This window comes from Nocardioides agri (genome assembly GCF_013778305.1).
Taxonomy (GTDB): Bacteria; Actinomycetota; Actinomycetes; order Propionibacteriales; family Nocardioidaceae; genus Nocardioides; species Nocardioides agri.
Genome location: NZ_JACEIC010000002.1, coordinates 1,665,026 through 1,682,339, shown reverse-complemented (window position 1 = coordinate 1,682,339; position 17,314 = coordinate 1,665,026). Strand labels below are relative to the sequence as shown.

At 71.0% G+C, this 17,314-nt stretch carries 18 protein-coding genes; 13 read left to right on the top strand and 5 right to left on the bottom strand.

Going from position 1 to position 17,314, the window contains the following annotated elements; translation table 11 throughout:
- Window position 1 precedes the first annotated feature (1 nt).
- From HZF07_RS12815 to HZF07_RS12800, 4 genes are all read right to left on the bottom strand, one after another.
- Entirely contained in the window at window positions 2–1,075 is a 1,074-nt protein-coding gene (locus HZF07_RS12815) for a hypothetical protein (protein ID WP_157342132.1), read from the bottom strand.
- 145 nt (window positions 1,076–1,220) lie between these two features.
- Entirely contained in the window at window positions 1,221–2,924 is a 1,704-nt protein-coding gene (locus tag HZF07_RS12810) for a WxL domain-containing protein (protein WP_157342130.1), read from the bottom strand.
- A gap of 284 nt (window positions 2,925–3,208) precedes the next feature.
- Window positions 3,209–4,210, bottom strand: a complete 1,002-nt coding sequence (locus HZF07_RS12805) for a hypothetical protein (protein ID WP_157342128.1) — start codon at window positions 4,208–4,210, stop codon at window positions 3,209–3,211.
- A gap of 236 nt (window positions 4,211–4,446) precedes the next feature.
- A complete protein-coding gene (locus HZF07_RS12800) occupies window positions 4,447–5,211 on the bottom strand; it encodes an SDR family NAD(P)-dependent oxidoreductase (protein WP_157342126.1) in 765 nt (254 codons plus the stop codon).
- A 200-nt stretch (window positions 5,212–5,411) separates the two neighbouring features.
- Between HZF07_RS12800 and HZF07_RS12795 the strand changes: the two genes are divergently transcribed.
- The 8 genes from HZF07_RS12795 to HZF07_RS12760 all read left to right on the top strand — a co-directional run bounded on the left by HZF07_RS12795 (window position 5,412) and on the right by HZF07_RS12760 (window position 11,132).
- The gene (locus HZF07_RS12795; RefSeq protein WP_157342124.1) at window positions 5,412–5,741 is read left to right on the top strand and encodes a YtxH domain-containing protein; all 330 of its coding nucleotides are present in this window, start codon (window positions 5,412–5,414) and stop codon (window positions 5,739–5,741) included.
- Window positions 5,742–5,847: 106 nt separating this feature from the next.
- Window positions 5,848–8,406, top strand: a complete 2,559-nt coding sequence (locus HZF07_RS12790) for a hybrid sensor histidine kinase/response regulator (protein WP_157342122.1) — start codon at window positions 5,848–5,850, stop codon at window positions 8,404–8,406.
- Between the two features lie 34 nt (window positions 8,407–8,440).
- The gene (locus tag HZF07_RS12785) at window positions 8,441–9,121 is read left to right on the top strand and encodes a hypothetical protein (RefSeq protein WP_157342120.1); all 681 of its coding nucleotides are present in this window, start codon (window positions 8,441–8,443) and stop codon (window positions 9,119–9,121) included.
- On the top strand, window positions 9,122–9,619 hold the full coding sequence (locus HZF07_RS12780) for an RDD family protein (protein ID WP_157342118.1): 498 nt from the start codon (window positions 9,122–9,124) through the stop codon (window positions 9,617–9,619).
- Window positions 9,620–10,035: 416 nt separating this feature from the next.
- Window positions 10,036–10,239: a cold-shock protein gene (locus HZF07_RS12775; RefSeq protein ID WP_157342116.1), complete on the top strand. Its 204-nt coding sequence runs from the start codon at window positions 10,036–10,038 to the stop codon at window positions 10,237–10,239.
- A 198-nt stretch (window positions 10,240–10,437) separates the two neighbouring features.
- The gene (locus HZF07_RS12770) at window positions 10,438–10,602 is read left to right on the top strand and encodes a hypothetical protein (protein ID WP_232523044.1); all 165 of its coding nucleotides are present in this window, start codon (window positions 10,438–10,440) and stop codon (window positions 10,600–10,602) included.
- 33 nt (window positions 10,603–10,635) lie between these two features.
- Window positions 10,636–10,929: a metal-sensitive transcriptional regulator gene (locus HZF07_RS12765; protein WP_157342112.1), complete on the top strand. Its 294-nt coding sequence runs from the start codon at window positions 10,636–10,638 to the stop codon at window positions 10,927–10,929.
- A complete protein-coding gene (locus HZF07_RS12760; protein WP_309504720.1) occupies window positions 10,926–11,132 on the top strand; it encodes a copper ion binding protein in 207 nt (68 codons plus the stop codon). Before HZF07_RS12765 ends, HZF07_RS12760 begins: the two co-directional genes overlap by 4 nt.
- A 5-nt stretch (window positions 11,133–11,137) precedes the next feature.
- Here HZF07_RS12760 and HZF07_RS12755 read toward each other — a convergent pair whose 3' ends face one another.
- Complete coding sequence (locus HZF07_RS12755) at window positions 11,138–12,172, bottom strand: hypothetical protein (RefSeq protein WP_157342110.1); 1,035 nt, start codon at window positions 12,170–12,172, stop codon at window positions 11,138–11,140.
- Between the two features lie 43 nt (window positions 12,173–12,215).
- Between HZF07_RS12755 and HZF07_RS12750 the strand changes: the two genes are divergently transcribed.
- The 5 genes from HZF07_RS12750 to pstB all read left to right on the top strand — a co-directional run bounded on the left by HZF07_RS12750 (window position 12,216) and on the right by pstB (window position 17,243).
- The gene (locus tag HZF07_RS12750) at window positions 12,216–13,079 is read left to right on the top strand and encodes an NUDIX hydrolase (protein ID WP_157342108.1); all 864 of its coding nucleotides are present in this window, start codon (window positions 12,216–12,218) and stop codon (window positions 13,077–13,079) included.
- 173 nt (window positions 13,080–13,252) lie between these two features.
- Window positions 13,253–14,386, top strand: coding sequence for a phosphate ABC transporter substrate-binding protein PstS (gene pstS, locus HZF07_RS12745; protein WP_309504719.1), 1,134 nt, complete (start codon window positions 13,253–13,255; stop codon window positions 14,384–14,386).
- 10 nt (window positions 14,387–14,396) lie between these two features.
- Complete coding sequence (gene pstC / locus HZF07_RS12740; protein ID WP_181645137.1) at window positions 14,397–15,338, top strand: phosphate ABC transporter permease subunit PstC; 942 nt, start codon at window positions 14,397–14,399, stop codon at window positions 15,336–15,338.
- Window positions 15,335–16,432 carry a phosphate ABC transporter permease PstA gene (pstA, locus tag HZF07_RS12735; protein WP_157342106.1) on the top strand — a complete coding sequence of 366 codons (1,098 nt, stop codon included), beginning with the start codon at window positions 15,335–15,337 and terminating at the stop codon, window positions 16,430–16,432. The genes pstC and pstA overlap by 4 nt, the downstream gene beginning before the upstream one ends.
- Before the next feature lie 31 nt (window positions 16,433–16,463).
- The gene (gene pstB, locus HZF07_RS12730; protein WP_157342104.1) at window positions 16,464–17,243 is read left to right on the top strand and encodes a phosphate ABC transporter ATP-binding protein PstB; all 780 of its coding nucleotides are present in this window, start codon (window positions 16,464–16,466) and stop codon (window positions 17,241–17,243) included.
- Window positions 17,244–17,314 lie beyond the last annotated feature (71 nt).

Below are 17,314 nucleotides of genomic sequence, written 5' to 3'. Positions count from 1 at the left end.
GTCAGACGCCGACCGGCTCGAGCTCCTCGGCGGTCGGCTCGTCCTCGGCCGGCGCCTGGCGACGCCGGCGCCGGATGAGGAGGAGGCACACGGCCAGCGCGACGAGGAGCGTCAGCGCGACCAGGGACAGCCACGGCACCCGCCACCCGCTCGCGACCACGGTGACGGGTGCGGCCCCGTCGGCGGACACGGTGACCTTCACCTGCGCGCGACCGATGAGGCTCCCCCAGCGGAGCCCGTGGACCGGATCGGCGACCACCGCCGTGCTTCCGGGCAGCGTCTCGCCGAGCAGGTGGTCGGGCAGGGTGATCGACGAGGTGCGCGTCGTGACCTCGCCGGTCGCCTCGGGCGCGAGGATCACGTTGCCGGTGTTGGTGACCTGGTAGCTCACCTTCCCGGAGTCGACGCCCAGCAACCGGGACCACAGCCCGCCGCTCAGGTCGAGCTTCAGCCTCGTCACCGTCAGCTCGGGATGACGCAGGCCGGCCACCTGGGCGTAGAGGCGCACCCCGACACCGGCGCGCACACCCACGCGTACGTTCGCGTCCGCGACGCTCGGTCCTTCACGCACCTTGGTGTCCTGGGCGACGACGCCGCCCGCCGTGTCGCCGGGGCTGACGTTCATCGGCACGCGCACCACGATGGGGATCTCAGCCGCCCGTCCCGCCGGCACGGTGACGCGCCTGAACGGAAGCTGGATCCAGGTGCCGACGACCTTGGGCGTGTCCTTGAACCCCGTGAACGCGAAGCCGCCGTCGTTGGTGTTGTAGGCGTCTGCGGAGTAGAGCCGGACCGAGATCGCATGCTCGGAGCTGTTGCTCAGCACCAGAGAGTCACAGATCACGGTGCCGCCGACCACGTTGTACTGGAGCACGTCACGATCGCGGGTGCCGCCCGGCGCGAGCAGCCAGCCGAACTGCGTGGTCTCGCCCCCGGCCTTGGCATAGGTGATGTGCGACTTGGGGCACTGCCTTGCCGCCGGGGCCCCGACGGACTCGGCGGACTCGGCGGACTGGGCGGCTGCGGCGCCGGGCAGCGCGACGCCGGCGACCAGCGCGAGGCCGGCTGCGGACACCCCCCACCGGGACCATGTCCTTCTCACTGACTCGTTCACGTGCTTCCCCCTTGTCGTGCTCGTGTTCTGCCGTGCTGTTGGTGCCCGGGGGCGGCGGTGCGATCCGCCGCCCCCGGGGTGGTGCTGGTCGTGCACTCGCGAGGGCTCAGCCCAGGACGAGGTCGAGCGTGGCGGTGTACGTGCCCTTGTTCACGTACGCCGGCACGGTCAGGCTGAGCGCAGCGTCCGCCTGCCACGTGCCGCCACCGCCGCCGACGCCTGCGACCGCAAGCGTCTTGGCCACCGTCTTCGACAGCGCCGTCGTCGAGCCGGCAGCGACGTCACCGGGCAGGCCGTCGGTCGGGACGGCCAGCGACACGGCCGGGTTCCACGACAGGTTGCTCGCCGGGATCCTGTTGTGCGAGTTGGGCTCGACACCCGTCGCGGTGGTGTTGCCGTTCTCGTTGCCCGGGGTGGCGTTGATGAAGTCACCGGCGAGCCGGCCGGTGAGGGTCCAGCCTGCGTTGGTGCCGCGAGTGTCGGTCACGGTCACCTGGTTCAGGCTGCCCGTCGCCGTCTGGACGTGTCCGTTCAGCGTGGTGGCACTCAGGTTGACCGTCGAGGCGGACTGGGTGTCACCCAGGCCCGAGCCCGGCAGAACGATCTCGTTGATGTCCTGGTGCAGCGTCGGGATCGACGAGATGTTGAGCGACGCGGTGGCCGTCAGGCCGGAGGTGGCCTGGGTGACGATCACGTCGTTCGACCCGAGGGCCTCGTTCGCCGTGTTCACCGTGATCGTGCCGCTGAGGTGGCCGCTGGCGTCGACCGTGGCCGAGCCGGTGTCAGAGCCGTTGGTGAAGGCGAGGGACGCCGCGAAGTTCGGCGCCCAGTTGTCACCGGTGATGGCGACCACGGTGCCGTCCTGCGCGGTGGCAGGCGAGGCCGCGGCCGTCGGACCGGCAACGGTGAAGCTCGCGGTGGCCACGACCTGGTTCGCCGCCGGGCCGGTTCCGTTGCCGTCGTAGGGCGTCACGTTCGGCTGGATCAGCGTGAGCGTGTGCGAGCCACCTGCGAGGTTGTTCGGCAGGGAGACGGTGCCGCTGGGGACACCACCGGGCGTGAACGCTCCGGTCCCGACGTTCAGGGTCGCCGCCGAGGTCTGGACGCTGGCCGCGCCGAGGGGGGTCGTACCGTCGAGCAGGACGGTCGGGGCCGGGATGCCAGCGGCCGCAGCAGCGGCGGTGCCGACACCGGTGACCGGAGCGCCCCAGAAGTGCGCGCCACCGAGGGTCACTGTGCCCCCGGCGCTCGAGTTGGTCGCCGTCAGCGTGGGGGCCTGGCTCGGGTTCTGGTTGCCCATCTGGAGCTGGGCGACCGCGAACTGCGCCTGCGTGCCGGCGTCGGCCACCGCCACGACGGGTGCCAGACCGGCGTCCACGATGGCCTGGTTGGCCTGACCACCGGAAATGCCGAACGCGGCCAGCGGCGCGGCGGGCGAGTAGTTCGCGAGGGTGAAGTTCTGACCGACACCCGCCGGGAAGACGCCGAGGACGGCACCACCGATGTTGGCGAACGCCGCCGCGCTGGCAGGCGGTACCAGGCCCGCCGCACCGTGGGCCTGAGCGATGGCCGAGAACGGTGTCGCGCTCGCCGGGGTGAACGTCAGGACGTCGCCGACGGCGGCGTGCTTGATGAAGTACGTGCCCTGGCCGTCGACCGGGATGACGACGCTCGTGGCGTTGTTGCTCGTCACCGTGAAGTTGATGCCGTTGAGTGCGTTCGCAGGCGACGACGCGAGCCCGGTGAGCCCGAGGCTGGTCGCGGACAGGGCGGCGATCGCCGACAGTGTCCTCTTGTTTCGAAGATGCATGGAGTCTTGCCTCTCTAGAGAAGTCGATGCACTTGACAGCGACCACCCGCGTCTGAGGGCCGCGCGCGGCCGTCTCTCATCTGGGGCCTCACCTCCTCCGAGCACGCCTCGCGCGATCGCCGGGCCTCGTCCCGCGCATCGCGCACGCGCGTCACTGAGACGTGTCAGTGACGCGCGTCACTTTCCTCGGAAGGGGAGGAGGGGGACAAACCCGAAAGTGGGTAATCGCCTCGAGACGCGCGAAGGCCCGCCCGGTGCGCCGGGCGGGCCTTCGCGTGCTCGAGCTAGCGCTTGGGCAGGGGCACCTTCGCGGTCCTGCCGGAGGTCGCCGTCGCGGGGGTGACGCCGGGGGCGGCGACCGCGACCCGGCAGCTCAGCCGGTGCTTGGCGTCGGCGAGCACGACCTTGTACCTCGACCTCGCCGCCTTCTTGATGGCCTTGCCGTCACGCAGCCACCGGAAGCTGGTCGTGGCGGGTGCCGGCGACCAGGATCCGGGCTTGCAGGTCAGCGTCTTGCCGACCTTGACCGTCCCGACGACCTTCGGCTTCGCCGTGTTGGCGAAGGTCTGCGTGCCGGCGGGCGGGGGTGTCGGCGTCGGGCTCGGGGTCGGGGTCGAGCCCGGGCTGCTCAGCGTCGTCGATCCGAGGGAGGAGAACGGAGCAACGGCATGACACGTCCCGCCGGTGGACTGGATCAGACCGCCCATGCCAGGGGCGCCCCAGCCGAGGTTCAGGCCGGAGGGCATCAACTTGAGGGCCAGGCCACTCGCGGCCTGGTTCGCCGACAAGGAGACCACGACGGTGTCGTTGTTGGCCCCGGCGGTGGTGGCGCCGCTGAAGGTCACTCCGGTGAACGTGAAGCTGATGTCGTCAGCAGTGCCTGCCGCCGCGTTGTAGTTCGTGATGTCCACGGCGGGCTTGGCGCCGAGGATGGGCATGGTCAGGGCGCCGGTCGTGCGCGTCGCGTCCAAGGCGAACTTCCCACCGCTGAAGGCCACGGCGGTCGTCGAGGCGGTCACGGCATTCGCCTTGAACCCGGCGAGCACCGCCCCGGGGACCGTGACGGTGAGGTTGCCCGTCACCGAGTACGGCGCACCCGTCGGCGGCGCAGTCGCCGGAGGCGTCGCGGTGAAGTTCAGGTCGAACGGTGCGTCCGGGGTGCCAGCCGGCGTGCCCGCGGGATTGGTGCAGGTGATGTGGCCGCTCGAGGTCCCGGCCGAGGCCGTGGAGATGGAGAGCGCGAGCAGTGCGGGAGTGGTCGCGAGCAGGGCGGCTACGGTCGCCACGGTCGTCCGGTGTCGAAGCTGCATGAGGGGGCCTCTCTGGTGCGATCGCACGTGTCACTGAGACGAATCAGTGATGCGCGTCACTGTGACGCCACCGTCGCGGCTCGACAAACCCGAAATGGGGTATCGGCGCTCAGGACTCCGCGGATCGGACGCCGACCGTGCGCTGGCCAGAGCTGGAGCAGCCAGGCCTCGAGGGCCTGACGTCGCGCCGGTGGCCGCCGCACGACGGGAGGTCAGTGCAGGGTGTAGCCCCCGTCGGTGACGAGCACCGCACCAGTGGTGAAGGACGCCGCATCGCTGGCGAGGTAGACCACGCTCGGCGCGATCTCCTCGGGAGTCGCGTACCGCTGCATGGGTACGTCCTCGATCCAGTGCCGCCGGTACCGAGGCTGGTCGACCGGCGCCATGTCGGTCTTCACGTAGCCGGGGGCGATCGCGTTCACCCGGATGTTGTGCGCCGCCCACTCCGCTGCCAGCGACTTGGTGAGCTGGTGGACCGCAGCCTTCGAGGCGTTGTAGGCGGGTTGCCACTGCGGACGATTCACGATCAGCCCCGAGATCGAGCCCACGTTGACGATCGAGCCGCCTCCGGCCTCGATCATGAACGGAGCGACGGCCCTGGACATCCGCCACAGGGCCGTCACGTTGACGTCGAAGACCGCCTCGAACTCCGCGTCGGGGACCTCGAGCGCCGGCCGGTGGAAGCAGATGCCGGCGTTGTTGACCAGGACGTCGATGCGGCCGTGCGCGGCCGCGGTCTGCTCCACGATCCTCCGTACGTCGTCGCGGTCGGTGACGTCGCCGGTCACGACGGTGGTCCGACGACCGGACCGTGAGGCGATCTCCGCGGCCGCTTCACGGTTGCGGTCGTCCCGGCGCCCGACCACGGCCACGTCGGCACCGGCATCGGCGATCGCCTGGGCGAACGCGCGGCCCAGGCCCTGGTTGGCCCCCGTGACCAGGGCGGTGCGTCCCTCGAGGCTGAACGGGTTGGTCATCAGCCACCCCCGATGGCGACGCGGAGCGTGAGGCCGCGGTGGACCATGTCAGCTCCCTCCTGGCCGGTAGCAGCCATCCTGCACCGACCCCGAGCGGCTGACCAGGATGACGTCGAGCCACCGACCGCTCCGCGACGTCCGGAGCATGATCGGTGCCGCCAGGGGCACTGTCCGAGTCATCGGACGACTTGGGAGGAACCATGGCGAAGCTGAAGATGCTGGTGGCGTTCGGCGCGGGTTACGTGCTCGGCAGCCGCGCCGGGCGTGAGCGCTACGAGCAGATCGTCGACAAGGCCCAGGGGGTCTGGCACGACCCGCGGGTGCAGCGCAAGGCGTCGCAGGCTCAGGGTGTCGTGCAGGAGAAGGCCAGCCAGGCGGGCGACGTGATCGCCGAGAAGGCCGGTCACGCGGCCAGCCAGGCGGGCAACGCGGTCAAGGACAAGCTGCCGGGCGGTGACAGCTCGCCGACCCCGACGACGACGACATCGACGACGTCGTCGACCTCGTCGCCGGCGGCCTCGGGGCGCTGAGGCCGCCTCACCCGAACGGGGGGAGAACCTCGCCCCGACCACGCAGGAGATCGACCTCCCTGCCGATCAGGTCAGCACTACCTGTGTTCGGCACGACGGAGGTCCGATGCGCGCTGCGTGGCCACGCCCGGTCATCGCACTCTGGGCGCTCGCGGTCCTCCCTGCCCTGATCCACCTCTTCTTCCCGCAGGGGATCGTCGCGCAGCTGGCGTACTACGGCGCGTCCCTGCCCCCGCTGGTGGCCTGGATCGGCACGGCCCGCGCCCCGCGGGGCGAGCGGCTGGTGCCGGCCCTGATCGCGACCGGGCTCACGCTGCTCCCGCTCGGGTACGCCGCGGAGCAGCTGAGCGGCTCGGTGACCGCTGATGTCGCAGTGGTGTCGGTGGCCGACGGGTTCTACCTCGGCGGCTACGTCTGCGTGGCGGTGGCGATGCTGGTGCTGACGCTCGTCTCGCGCGACGGCGAGCGCCGGGTCGACATCGACGCGGTCATCGACTCCGCCACGGTCGTCGTGGTCAGCGTGCTGGTGTTCTGGAACATCTCGATGAGCGACATCGTCGCCGACTCCGCGGAGTCGGCGTTCACGAAGGCCGTGCTCGTCGGCTACCCCGCCCTGGACGCGGCGATGTTCGCGCTCGTGCTCCGCGCGACCACGCACCGCCGTACCCGCGCGAGCGTCGGCCTCGCCTTCGCGGGCGCGGTCTGGTGCTGGCTGGTCGCGCACGTGGGCTACGTCCCGTTCGAGGGCGCGTTCGGCAGCGCGTCGACGGCGTACCTCGACGTGATCTGGCTGCTCGGGTCGGCCCTGCTCGCGACGGCGACCTTCCGGCCGAGGGTCGCGGACGGCGAAGCGGCCGGGGCGGAGCTCGAGGGCCCGATGCCCCGGCGCCGGCTCGTGCTGGCCGTCCTGCCGCTGGTGGTGCCGCCCGCGATGCTGGTGCTCGACCACTACCTCGGCGTCGGGAGGGTCCCGCTCGCCGAGGCGGTCGTCACCCTGTGCCTGCTCGCGCTGGTCACCTTCGCCCGCACGGCACGGCTGCTGCACCTCGCGGACGCGGCCCGCATCGAGCTCGCCGCGTCCCGGGACGCCGCCCTCGAGGGCTCTCGGGCGAAGTCCGAGTTCGTCGCGACCATGAGCCACGAGATCCGGACGCCGATGAACGGCGTGATCGGGCTGACCGGGCTGCTCCTCGGCACCGAGCTCGACGGCCGCCAGCGGCAGTACGCCGAAGGCGTCGAGAGCGCCGGCAACGCGCTGCTCGCGGTCATCAACGACATCCTCGACTTCTCGAAGATCGAGGCCGGCCACCTCGAGCTGGAGGAGATCGACTTCGACCTCGTGCAGGTGGTCGAGGAGGTCGCCGAGCTGGTGGCCGAGCCGGCGCGGGCCAAGGGCCTGGAGCTGCTGGCGTACTGCTCGCCGGACCTGCCCCTCGCCCTGCGCGGCGACCCGTCCCGGATCCGTCAGGTGCTGCTCAACCTCGTGGGCAACGCGGTGAAGTTCACCTCGTCGGGAGAGGTGGTCGTCCGCGCCCACCTCGACGGCACGACGGCGGACGGCGTCCTGGTCCGGTTCGAGGTCGTCGACACCGGCATCGGGATCGACGGCGTGGACGTCGCCCGGCTGTTCGAGCCGTTCTCCCAGGCCGACTCCTCCACCACGCGCCGGTACGGCGGGACCGGCCTCGGGCTCGCGATCTGCCGGCAGGTGGTCACCGCGCTCGGCGGCTCGATCGGCGCGGACAGCGCGCCGGGGGAGGGCAGCACCTTCTGGGTCACCCTGCCGCTCGCCCACGCGCACGACAAGACGATCCGCCCGCCCCGCCCCACCGACCTGTTGCGAGACGTGCGCGCCCTCGTCGTCGACGACAACACCACGAACCGGCTCGTGCTCCACGACCAGCTCATCGCCTGGGGGATGGCGGTGTCCGTCGCCGACAACGGCGACACCGCCCTGGACACGCTGGTCGCGGCGGCCCGGGACGGGCGACCCTTCGACGTCGCGATCATCGACCTGAGCATGCCCGACATGGACGGTCTGGCGCTGGCCCGGCGGATCACCGCCGATCCGATGCTCGCCAGCACCGAGCTTGCGCTGCTCGCCACCGGCGCCGACGTCAGCGCGGAGGAGGCCGAGGCGGCCGGGTTCGCGGCGACGCTGAGCAAGCCGGTCCGCCTCGACCGCCTGCACGCCGCGCTCCAGGAGCTCGCGCTCCCCGGCCGGACGTCCGCCCGGTCGCCGCGGCAGGCCACCGAGGTCGACGGTCGCGGCGTGGTCCTCGTCGTCGACGACGTCGAGATCAACCAGATCGTCGCCACCGGCATGCTCGAGCGGCTCGGGTGCGTTGCGGTGGTCGTCGACGACGGGCCGGCGGCCCTGGCGGCGATCCGCCGCCGTACCTTCGACGCGATCTTCATGGACGTGCAGATGCCGGGCATGGACGGCTACCAGACGACGGCCGAGATCCGCCGGATCGAGCGCACCATCCAGCGCACGCCGATCATCGCGATGACGGCCAGCGCGATGGACGGCGACCGCGAGCGCTGCCTGGCGGCCGGGATGGACGACTACATCACCAAGCCCGTGCACCTGCGCGCCATCGAGCAGGCGATCCACAAGTGGGTCGGCAGGGCCGATCGGGAGCCGTTCACCCAAGAGGGGTGAGGCATCCGGCGTGCGCGGGGCGGACACTGCGGGCGTGACCGTTGTCGTGCGCCCGCTGCCCCGCGACGCCGAGCGCGCCGTCACCGCGCTGGACCTCGCCGTGGGCGCGGTCGCTGCGACCGTGACGGTCGCCGGCGCCACGGTGCGGACGCTGCGGCTGGCGCCGGTGCTCGGCGTGGCCGCGCGACCGTTGGTGCGGCTGGGCGGCGAGTGGCGGGCGCGGGCGCTGCGCGACGTCGAGCTGCTGCTGCCCCAGGTGCTCGACGTCGTCTTCCGGACGGTGCCGCCGACCCAGCTGGTCCGCCGGTACGTCGACCTCGACGCCTTGGTCGCCACGGTCGACCTGGACGCGGTCGCGGCCCGGCTCGACGTCGAGGCCGTGATCGCGCGCGTCGACCTCGACCAGGTGGCCGCGCGGATCGACGTCGAGGCGATCCTCGACCGGCTCGACCTGACCGAGACGGTGCTGCGCCGCGTCGACCTCAAGCGGGTCGTCGAGACGGTGCTGGCGCAGATCGACCTGCCGGCACTGGTCGAGGAGGTCCTCGACGAGATCGACCTCCCCGAGATCATCCGTGAGTCCACCGGCACGATGGCCTCCGACACCGTGCACGGTGTCCGGCTCCAGGGCGCCAGCGCCGACGAGGCCGTCAACCGGGTCATCGACCGGCTGCTGATGCGGCGTCCGCGCCTCGAGGCCGGCGGGACCCCCTGAATGCACGAGCACGAGCTCTCGGCCGTCCCGCGGGAGGCCCGCGCACTGCAGGGCCGCCGCGCCGGCGTGGTGACCCGGACCCTCGCCGCCGCCGTGGACGCCGCGGTGATCGCCGTGACGCTGCTGTCCCTCTACCTCGGGTACGCCGGAGTGCTCTTCCTCCTCGACCCGCGGTCGTTCAGCTTCCCCGACACCCAGCTCTTCCGCAGCATGCTGGTGGCGGCCGGCCTGATGTTCGTCTACCTCACGGCGGCCTGGGCCGTCAGCGGGCGCACCTACGGCAACCTGCTGATGGGGCTGCGCGTCGTCGGGGTCTACGGCGGGGACGTCGGCTGGCCGCGCGCCGCGCTGCGCGCTGCGGCGTACATCGTCTTCCCGATCGGACTGATGTGGGTGGCGGTCGACCGGCGGAACCGGTCGTTGCAGGACCGGGTGCTGGCCACCGCAGTGGTGTACGACTGGCGGGCGCGGACCCGTCGCCCGCTCACCGCGGGGTAGATGCTCAAGTTTTCTACAAGGTGTGCCCGATCCCCTTGGAGAGCGGTCCGGTGGGCCGATAAAGTCACTGTCACAAGCCGCGCTGGTGACCCGAGACGCCAGCGCGGCTTGTTTCTATTTGCGCCCTCGCGCGCGCCCGCGTGTGTGCCCCGCGTGTGCCCGGCGTGTGGGCTGGGTCATCCGCGGGGTGAGAAAATCCCAGCGGACCCCATTTCCTTGCGCGCGATGGTTGGTAACGTGTGCCACGCAACAGGTGCAAGTTCCAGCAGGTCTGACGCCCGCGGAGTTTGTGATCCAACGGCGTTTCAGCTTTCGTGGGCCTGCCACTCACGGTAAGTCGGAGCGACGTGTCACCCGCATCTGTGCGGGATCGTCGAAGTGACGATCTCTCGCCCCGACAGAGGAGTAACGAGCACATGGCTCAGGGCACCGTTAAGTGGTTCAACGCCGAGAAGGGCTTCGGCTTCATTGCGCAGGACGGCGGCGGCGACGACGTCTTCGTCCACTACTCGGCCATCCAGTCGCAGGGCTACAAGTCCCTCGACGAGAACCAGAAGGTCGAGTTCGAGGTCACCCAGGGCCCCAAGGGCCCGCAGGCGGAGAACGTCCGCCCGCTGTGATGTGACCCGGTTCCGACCGGGACTGCGCGAGGCCCCATCCGCGAGGGTGGGGCCTCGTCGCCTTTGTGGGACCCCGACGGGCCACCCGGGGTGGCCCGAACGGGTCAGATTTGGACCGTGGCGTTTGTCTGGCGTGACCGTCGGGCACGCTGGACGTTGGGAGGGGGTCAAGCACGCCGAATGGGCAGGGAGAAGCACGTGCACGACCAGTTCGACATCACCCTCGAGGACTCGGACCTCCTCGGAGAGGTCGAGCTCACGACCAATCTCATCATCGCGGCCAGCGAGGCCGAGGAGCACCTGTCGATCGCCGAGATCGACGAGATCCTCGGCGTGCTGCCCGAGCCGCGACGCGAGGAGTGAGTGGCTCATACCCCCGAGGGGTATGATCGAGCCATGACGGACCACCAGCACGGCTACATCCACCGCAAGGACGACTACCTGCGGCGGCTGCGGCGCATCGAGGGCCAGGCCCGCGGCCTCCAGCGCATGGTCGAGGAGGAGCAGTACTGCATCGACATCCTCACCCAGGTCGCCGCGATGACGAAGGCCCTCCAGGCGGTCTCGATCGGCCTGGTCGAGGAGCACCTCAGCCACTGCGTGGTCGACGCCGCCCGGGCCGGCGGCGAGGAGGCCGACGCGAAGATCAGCGAGGCCGTCGACGCGATCTCCCGGCTGGTGCGGTCGTGAGCGCCACGACGACCTGGCAGGTCGTGGGCATGACCTGCGGCCACTGCGTGGCGGCCGTCAGCGCCGAGATCGGCGCGATCGAGGGCGTCCGTGACGTCCGCGTCACCCTCGAGACCGGCGCCGTCGCGGTCGACAGCGATGCTCCGCTCGACCGGGACGCCGTCGCCGCCGCCGTCGACGAGGCCGGCTACACGCTCGCCTGAGCGCGTCAGCAGGTCGCGAACAGCACCGGCCCGGACGAGAGGTCGGACAGCACGTACGCGCCCTCCGCCGGTGCCAGGTCGAGCGTGGCGACATCCCCCTCGGCGGTCGCCGACTCGACCGTGAAGCGGTCCGAGAAGTCGCCGCCCTGACCGGGAGCCGGCCCGGCAGCCAGCACGGCGCGGCTGTCGGCGTTCGCACGGGCCTGCTCCGCACTGGAGAAGGCCATCGCCACCCGCACCTCGCGGTCGGGCTGCACCGACATCGCGTACGCCGTGAGCGGGTCGACCCCGCCCGCCTCGCTGATCAGCCGCTCCGCGGTGGCCTGCTCCTCCGCGTCGGCGTGGCTCATCGCCAGCTCCGAGCAGGTGTAGTCGCCGTCGTAGACGACCGCGGACTGCGGCGACCCCGACGCCGCGACCACGTCGCGCATGGGGGCGGGCAGCGAGTCGTCGCCCAGGTCGTCGACGACCTGCTGGAGGTAGTCGGGCTGGTCGCTGGTCAGCACCAGGTCGTGGTCGGGGACGAGCGCGACGTACCCGAGCTCCGGCGTCAGGTCGGAGCCGATCCCGGCCAGCAGGTCGGGCCCGCCCTGCCAGACCCCGTCGTCCTCCTCGGGCTCCGTGAAGCCGGCGTCGGCCAGGTGGTCGGCGACCCCGTCGAGATCGGAGCCTCCGCCGAGCCGCACGATCACCACCGCCCCGTCGGACGACTGGCTGAGGAGCTCCCAGGCGATCGAGGCGGGCGAGAAGCCGAAGGCGCGCTCGAGCACGGGCGCCGACTGCACCAGCGCCGAGCCCGAGCTCAGGTCGCGCTCGAAGGCGTCGTCGAGGAGGGTGTCGAGATCATCGGTGCCGACGGCGTCGCGCACCGCCGCCCAGTCGGTCCAGGTGAGCCGCGCAGCGTCGGCAGGCGCGTACGACGTGGCCTCCGCGAAGGTCGTCCGGTCGCGGCTCTGCCACCAACGCACCCCGACCAGGCACGCCCCGGCGAGGGCCAGGACTCCGACGGCGGCGGTGGCGGCCACCAGGCCTCTGCGCACGTCGGTCTCCTCCTCATGGCCGCGGTGGTGTGACACTAGCGGCATGCCTGCGAAGGACGTGCTCGCCGCCGGTGTCGTCGTCTTCCGTCCGGGCAAGCGCGTGCTGCTCGTGCACCGGCCCCGCTACGACGACTGGTCCTTCCCCAAGGGCAAGCTGGACCGCGGGGAGCACGTCGCCGTCGCGGCGGTGCGCGAGGTCGCCGAGGAGACCGGGCTGCACGTGCGGCTCGGGCCACCGCTCGCCGGGCAGCGCTACGCCGTGTCCGGCGGTCGCATGAAGGCGGTGTCCTACTGGGTCGGCCGAGCCGTCGGCTCCGACGACGTCAGCGGCTACCGCGCCAACGCGGAGATCGACCGGGTCGAGTGGGTGCCCTACGACGAGGCACTCGATCGGCTCAGCTACGAGCACGACCAGGAGACGCTCCGTGAGGCGCGCCCCCTGCGCCGCCCGACGCGCGCCATCGTCGTGCTCCGGCATGGCGACGCCCGATCCCGGAAGGCCTGGCGCCGCCAGGACGACCGGCTGCGCCCCCTGCTCCAGGCGGGTCGGCAGCAGGCGCAGCGCGTGATCCCCGTGCTCGCGGCGTACGACGTCACCCGGATCGTCAGCTCCAGCAGCACCCGCTGCGTCGAGACCGTCGCGCCGTACGCCGACACCACCGGCTGGAAGCTGGAGCTCGAGGACGGGCTGAGCGAGGAGGCGGCGTCGGCTGAGGGCGTCGTCGGGCTCGTCGACGAGCTGCTCGCGGCCGACGAGGGCTCGGTGGTCTGCAGCCACCGGCCGGTGCTTCCGACCGTCTTCGACGCGCTCGGGGTCCGCGATCCCAAGCTGGAGACCGGCGGTCTGCTCGTCGCCCACGTCCGCAAGGGCCAGGTCCTGGCGACCGAGGCGCACCAGATCCACTGACGCGCGGGCGGACGCGCGGCGTTCACCCCGCCGTCGTCGGATTCCCCGTCACTGGTCGCCGACTCGGCGGACGGCGTTCACTCCTCGTTCACCGACGACCCCGGATCCGTCCACCTGCGCTCCCTAACTTCGCTGTTGTCAGACAGACGAGAGACGAACTCAGGAGCTCCGAAGTGACTCGCACTTCTTCCATCCGCCGGGCCGTGGTGCCCGGCATCGCCATGCTCGCCCTTGCGCTCACCGGGTGCGGTGCCAGCAACGAGGACGACAACGGCTCGGCCAGCAGCGGCGACAGCACCAGCGCCGCCGCCGCCGCGGGCGACCTCAGCGGCGCCCTGGCCGGTGGTGGCGCCAGCTCGCAGGACACCGCGCAGCAGGCCTGGCGCGCTGCGTTCGGCAGCACCAACGCCGACGTCCAGATCACCTACGACCCGGTGGGCTCCGGCAGTGGCCGCGAGAGCTTCAACTCCAAGGCCTACTCGTTCGCGGGCTCCGACTCCTACCTCAACGACGACGAGGGCGAGCTCAGCGCCGCGAAGGAGCGGTGCGGCGGGGAGGACCCGATCGAGGTCCCGGCCTACGTCAGCGCGATCGCCATCGTCTTCAACGTGCCCGGCGTGGACAGCCTCAACCTCGACGCCAAGACCATCGCCTCGATCTTCGACGGCAAGATCACCACGTGGAACGACCCGGCGATCGCCGGCCAGAACGACGGCGCGGACCTGCCGGACACCACGATCTCGCCGGTGCACCGCTCCGACGACTCCGGCACCACGCAGAACTTCACCGACTACCTGAACAAGGCCGGCGAGGGCGCGTGGAGCTACGACCCCGACGGCGTCTGGCCGATCAAGGGCGGCGAGGCGGCCGAGGGCACCTCCGGCATGGTCGCGGCCGTCAAGGGCGGCGAGGGCACGATCGGGTACGCCGACGAGAGCCAGACCACCGGCCTGGGCCAGGTGTCGGTCAAGGTCGGCGAGGACTTCGTCGCCCCGTCCGCCGAGGGCGCGTCGAAGGCGCTGGCCGTCTCGAAGCGGGTCGAGGGCCGCACGGACGTCGACATGGCGATGGACATCGACCGCACCACGACCGAGGCCGGCGCCTACCCGGTGCTGCTCGCGTCGTACCTGATCGCCTGCCAGCACTACGACGACGCCAACGAGGCGGCGCTGGTCAACGCCTTCCTGTCCTTCATCGTCTCCGACGAGGGCCAGCAGGCCGCGGCCGAGCAGGCCGGGTCCGCCCCGCTCGACGCCGAGCTCGCCTCGCAGGCGCAGGAGATCGTCGGCGCGATCTCCTCGAGCTGATGGGGCACGCGTGACCTTCAGCGCTCCAACCGAAGCAACGCGAAAGCCGGTCGTCCGCCTGGGCGACCGGCTCTTCGCCGGTACTGCGCGCACCGCCGCGCTGATCATCATGCTCGCCCTCGCCGGGGTGTTCGTCTTCCTGACGATCGAGGGCCTGCCCGGCCTGACCGCGCCGGAGAGCATCTACAAGCCCGCCGACGACTTCTGGTCCTACGTGGGTCCGCTGGTCTTCGGCACGATCCTGGCCGCGATCGTCGCGCTGGTCATCGCCGTGCCGTTCTCGATCGGCGTCGCGCTCTTCATCTCCCACTACGCGCCGCCGCGGCTGGCCGCGCCGATCGCCTACGTCATCGACCTGCTCGCGGCCATCCCCAGCGTCGTCTACGGCCTCTGGGGCGGCCTCGCGCTGGCCCACTCGATGACGCCCGCGATCAACTGGCTCTACGACAACCTCAGCTTCATCCCGTTCTTCGCCGGCCCGCCGTCGGTGACCGGCCGGACCATGCTGACCGCCGGCATCGTGCTCGCGATCATGGTCATCCCGATCACGACCGCGATCTCGCGGGAGGTGTTCGCCCAGGTGCCGCGCCTCCACGAGGAGGCGGCGATGGCGCTGGGCGCGACCCGCTGGGAGACGATCCGCCTCGCCGTCTTCCCCTACGCCCGCTCGGGCGTCGTCTCCGGCGTGATGCTCGGCCTCGGCCGTGCCCTCGGCGAGACGATGGCGGTCGCGATGGTGCTCTCGGCGACGCCGGTGGTGACGCTGAACCTGATCTCCAACACCAACCCCGCGACGATCGCGTCCAACATCGCCTCGAACTACAAGGAGGCCACGCCGGACCGGCAGGCGCTGCTGATCGCCACCGGCCTGGTGCTCTTCGCGGTGACGTTCGCCGTCAACTTCGTGGCCCGGCTGATCGTCTCCCGTCATGAGAAGAAGGTGTCGCGATGAGCACCACGACTCCGATCGAGCCGGACTTCGCGGTCTCCGCCGGCCTCGTCCAGCCGCGGCTGCCGCGATGGGGCTCGGCGCTGGTGGCCGTGATGGCGCTGGCGCTCGCCGGCCTGCTGACCATGGTCCTCGGCTTGAGCCTGGTCGCCGGCTTCGTGGTCGCCGCGCTGCTCTTCGTCGTCGGACTGCCGCTGTGGTCACGGATGGTCGAGGGCTCCCGCGCCGCGGCCGACCGGTTCGCGACGTGCCTGGTGTGGGCGTCGTTCGCGGCCGTCGTCGTGCCGCTGGTCTGGCTGGTCTGGCTGGTGCTCAAGAACGGCTTCGGCGTTCTCAGCGTCGAGTTCCTCACCTACTCGATGCGCGGCATCGTCGGGGAGGGTGGCGGGATCTACCACGCCCTGATGGGCACGCTGCTCGTCACGCTCGCCGCGACGCTGATCTCGGTGCCGATCGGGCTCTTCACCGCGATCTACCTCGTCGAGTACGGCCGCGGCGGCCGCCTGGCCCGCACCACGACGTTCCTGGTGGACGTCATGACCGGCATCCCGTCGATCGTCGCCGGCCTCTTCGCGCTCGCGCTCTTCGTGATGATCTTCGGGCCCGCGATCCGGATCGGGTTCGGGGGCTCGGTGGCCCTGTCGCTGCTGATGATCCCGACGGTCGTGCGCTCGGCCGAGGAGATGTTGCGCCTGGTGCCGAGCGACCTCCGCGAGGCGTCGTACGCGCTCGGCGTGCCGAAGTGGCGCACGATCATCAAGGTCGTGCTCCCGACGGCGTTCGGCGGCATCGTCACCGGCATCGTGCTGGCGATCTCCCGGGTCATCGGCGAGACCGCGCCGCTGCTGGTCGTGGCCGGGGCCACCGACTCGGTGAACATGAACCTCTTCTCGGGCCGGATGATGACGCTGCCGGTCTACATCTACACGCAGTACAGCTCGCCGGGCGTGCCCGCCTTCGGTGAGACGGGGCCGCCGCCCGGCTACGCCCGGGCGTGGGGGGCCGCGCTCGTGCTCATCGCGATCGTGATGGTCCTCAACCTCGCCGCCCGCATCCTCCAGAAGACGTTCGCCCCCAAGACCGAGCGGCGCCGCTGAGCGCCAGCCGAGAGACAGCAGAGAGAACACCATGGCAAAGAGCATCGACGTCTCCGACCTCGACATCTACTACGGCGACTTCAAGGCCGTCGAGGGCGTCAACATGTCCATCCGCGCGCGGGCGGTGACCGCGTTCATCGGTCCGTCGGGCTGTGGCAAGTCCACGTTCCTCCGAGCGCTCAACCGGATGCACGAGGTGATCCCGGGCGCCCGCGTCGAGGGCAAGGTGATCGTGTCGGGGCAGTCGCTCTACGACCCGACGGTCGACCCGGTCGCCGTACGCCGCCAGATCGGCATGGTCTTCCAGCGCCCGAACCCGTTCCCTACGATGTCGATCTACGAGAACGTGCTCGCCGGCATGCGGCTGAACTCCAAGAAGCTCTCGAAGTCGGACGCGGACGGGATCGTCGAGAAGTCGCTGCGCGGCGCCAACCTCTGGAACGAGGTCAAGGACCGCCTCGGCAAGCCCGGCATGGGTCTGTCCGGTGGTCAGCAGCAGCGCCTGTGCATCGCCCGCGCCATCGCGGTCTCGCCGGAGGTGCTGCTCATGGACGAGCCGTGCTCGGCGCTCGACCCGATCTCGACGTCCGCGATCGAGGACCTCATCCACGAGCTGAAGTCCGAGTACACGATCGTGATCGTCACCCACAACATGCAGCAGGCGGCCCGGGTGTCCGACGAGACCGGCTTCTTCAACCTCAAGGCCGCAGGTCAGCCGGGCCATCTCGTCGAGTTCAACCCGACCCACAAGATGTTCACGAACCCGGACGAGCCCGCGACTGAGGCGTACATCTCAGGGCGCTTCGGCTGAAATCCCTCAGGGAGCGGCTGCCCCGGCCGATCGAGAGGGCCTGAACTGTCGATTTCACCCTGGGGGACAGG

Excerpts from the sequence above, each read along its gene's own strand:
- HZF07_RS12810 (WP_157342130.1), bottom strand. The coding sequence starts at position 2,924 with ATGCATCTTCGAAACAAGAGGACACTGTCGGCGATCGCCGCCCTGTCC.
- HZF07_RS12800 (WP_157342126.1), bottom strand. The coding sequence starts at position 5,211 with ATGACCAACCCGTTCAGCCTCGAGGGACGCACCGCCCTGGTCACGGGG.
- HZF07_RS12795 (WP_157342124.1), top strand. The coding sequence starts at position 5,412 with ATGGCGAAGCTGAAGATGCTGGTGGCGTTCGGCGCGGGTTACGTGCTC.
- HZF07_RS12790 (WP_157342122.1), top strand. The coding sequence starts at position 5,848 with ATGCGCGCTGCGTGGCCACGCCCGGTCATCGCACTCTGGGCGCTCGCG.
- HZF07_RS12780 (WP_157342118.1), top strand. The coding sequence starts at position 9,122 with ATGCACGAGCACGAGCTCTCGGCCGTCCCGCGGGAGGCCCGCGCACTG.
- HZF07_RS12775 (WP_157342116.1), top strand. The coding sequence starts at position 10,036 with ATGGCTCAGGGCACCGTTAAGTGGTTCAACGCCGAGAAGGGCTTCGGC.
- HZF07_RS12765 (WP_157342112.1), top strand. The coding sequence starts at position 10,636 with ATGACGGACCACCAGCACGGCTACATCCACCGCAAGGACGACTACCTG.
- HZF07_RS12750 (WP_157342108.1), top strand. The coding sequence starts at position 12,216 with ATGCCTGCGAAGGACGTGCTCGCCGCCGGTGTCGTCGTCTTCCGTCCG.
- pstA (WP_157342106.1), top strand. The coding sequence starts at position 15,335 with ATGAGCACCACGACTCCGATCGAGCCGGACTTCGCGGTCTCCGCCGGC.
- pstB (WP_157342104.1), top strand. The coding sequence starts at position 16,464 with ATGGCAAAGAGCATCGACGTCTCCGACCTCGACATCTACTACGGCGAC.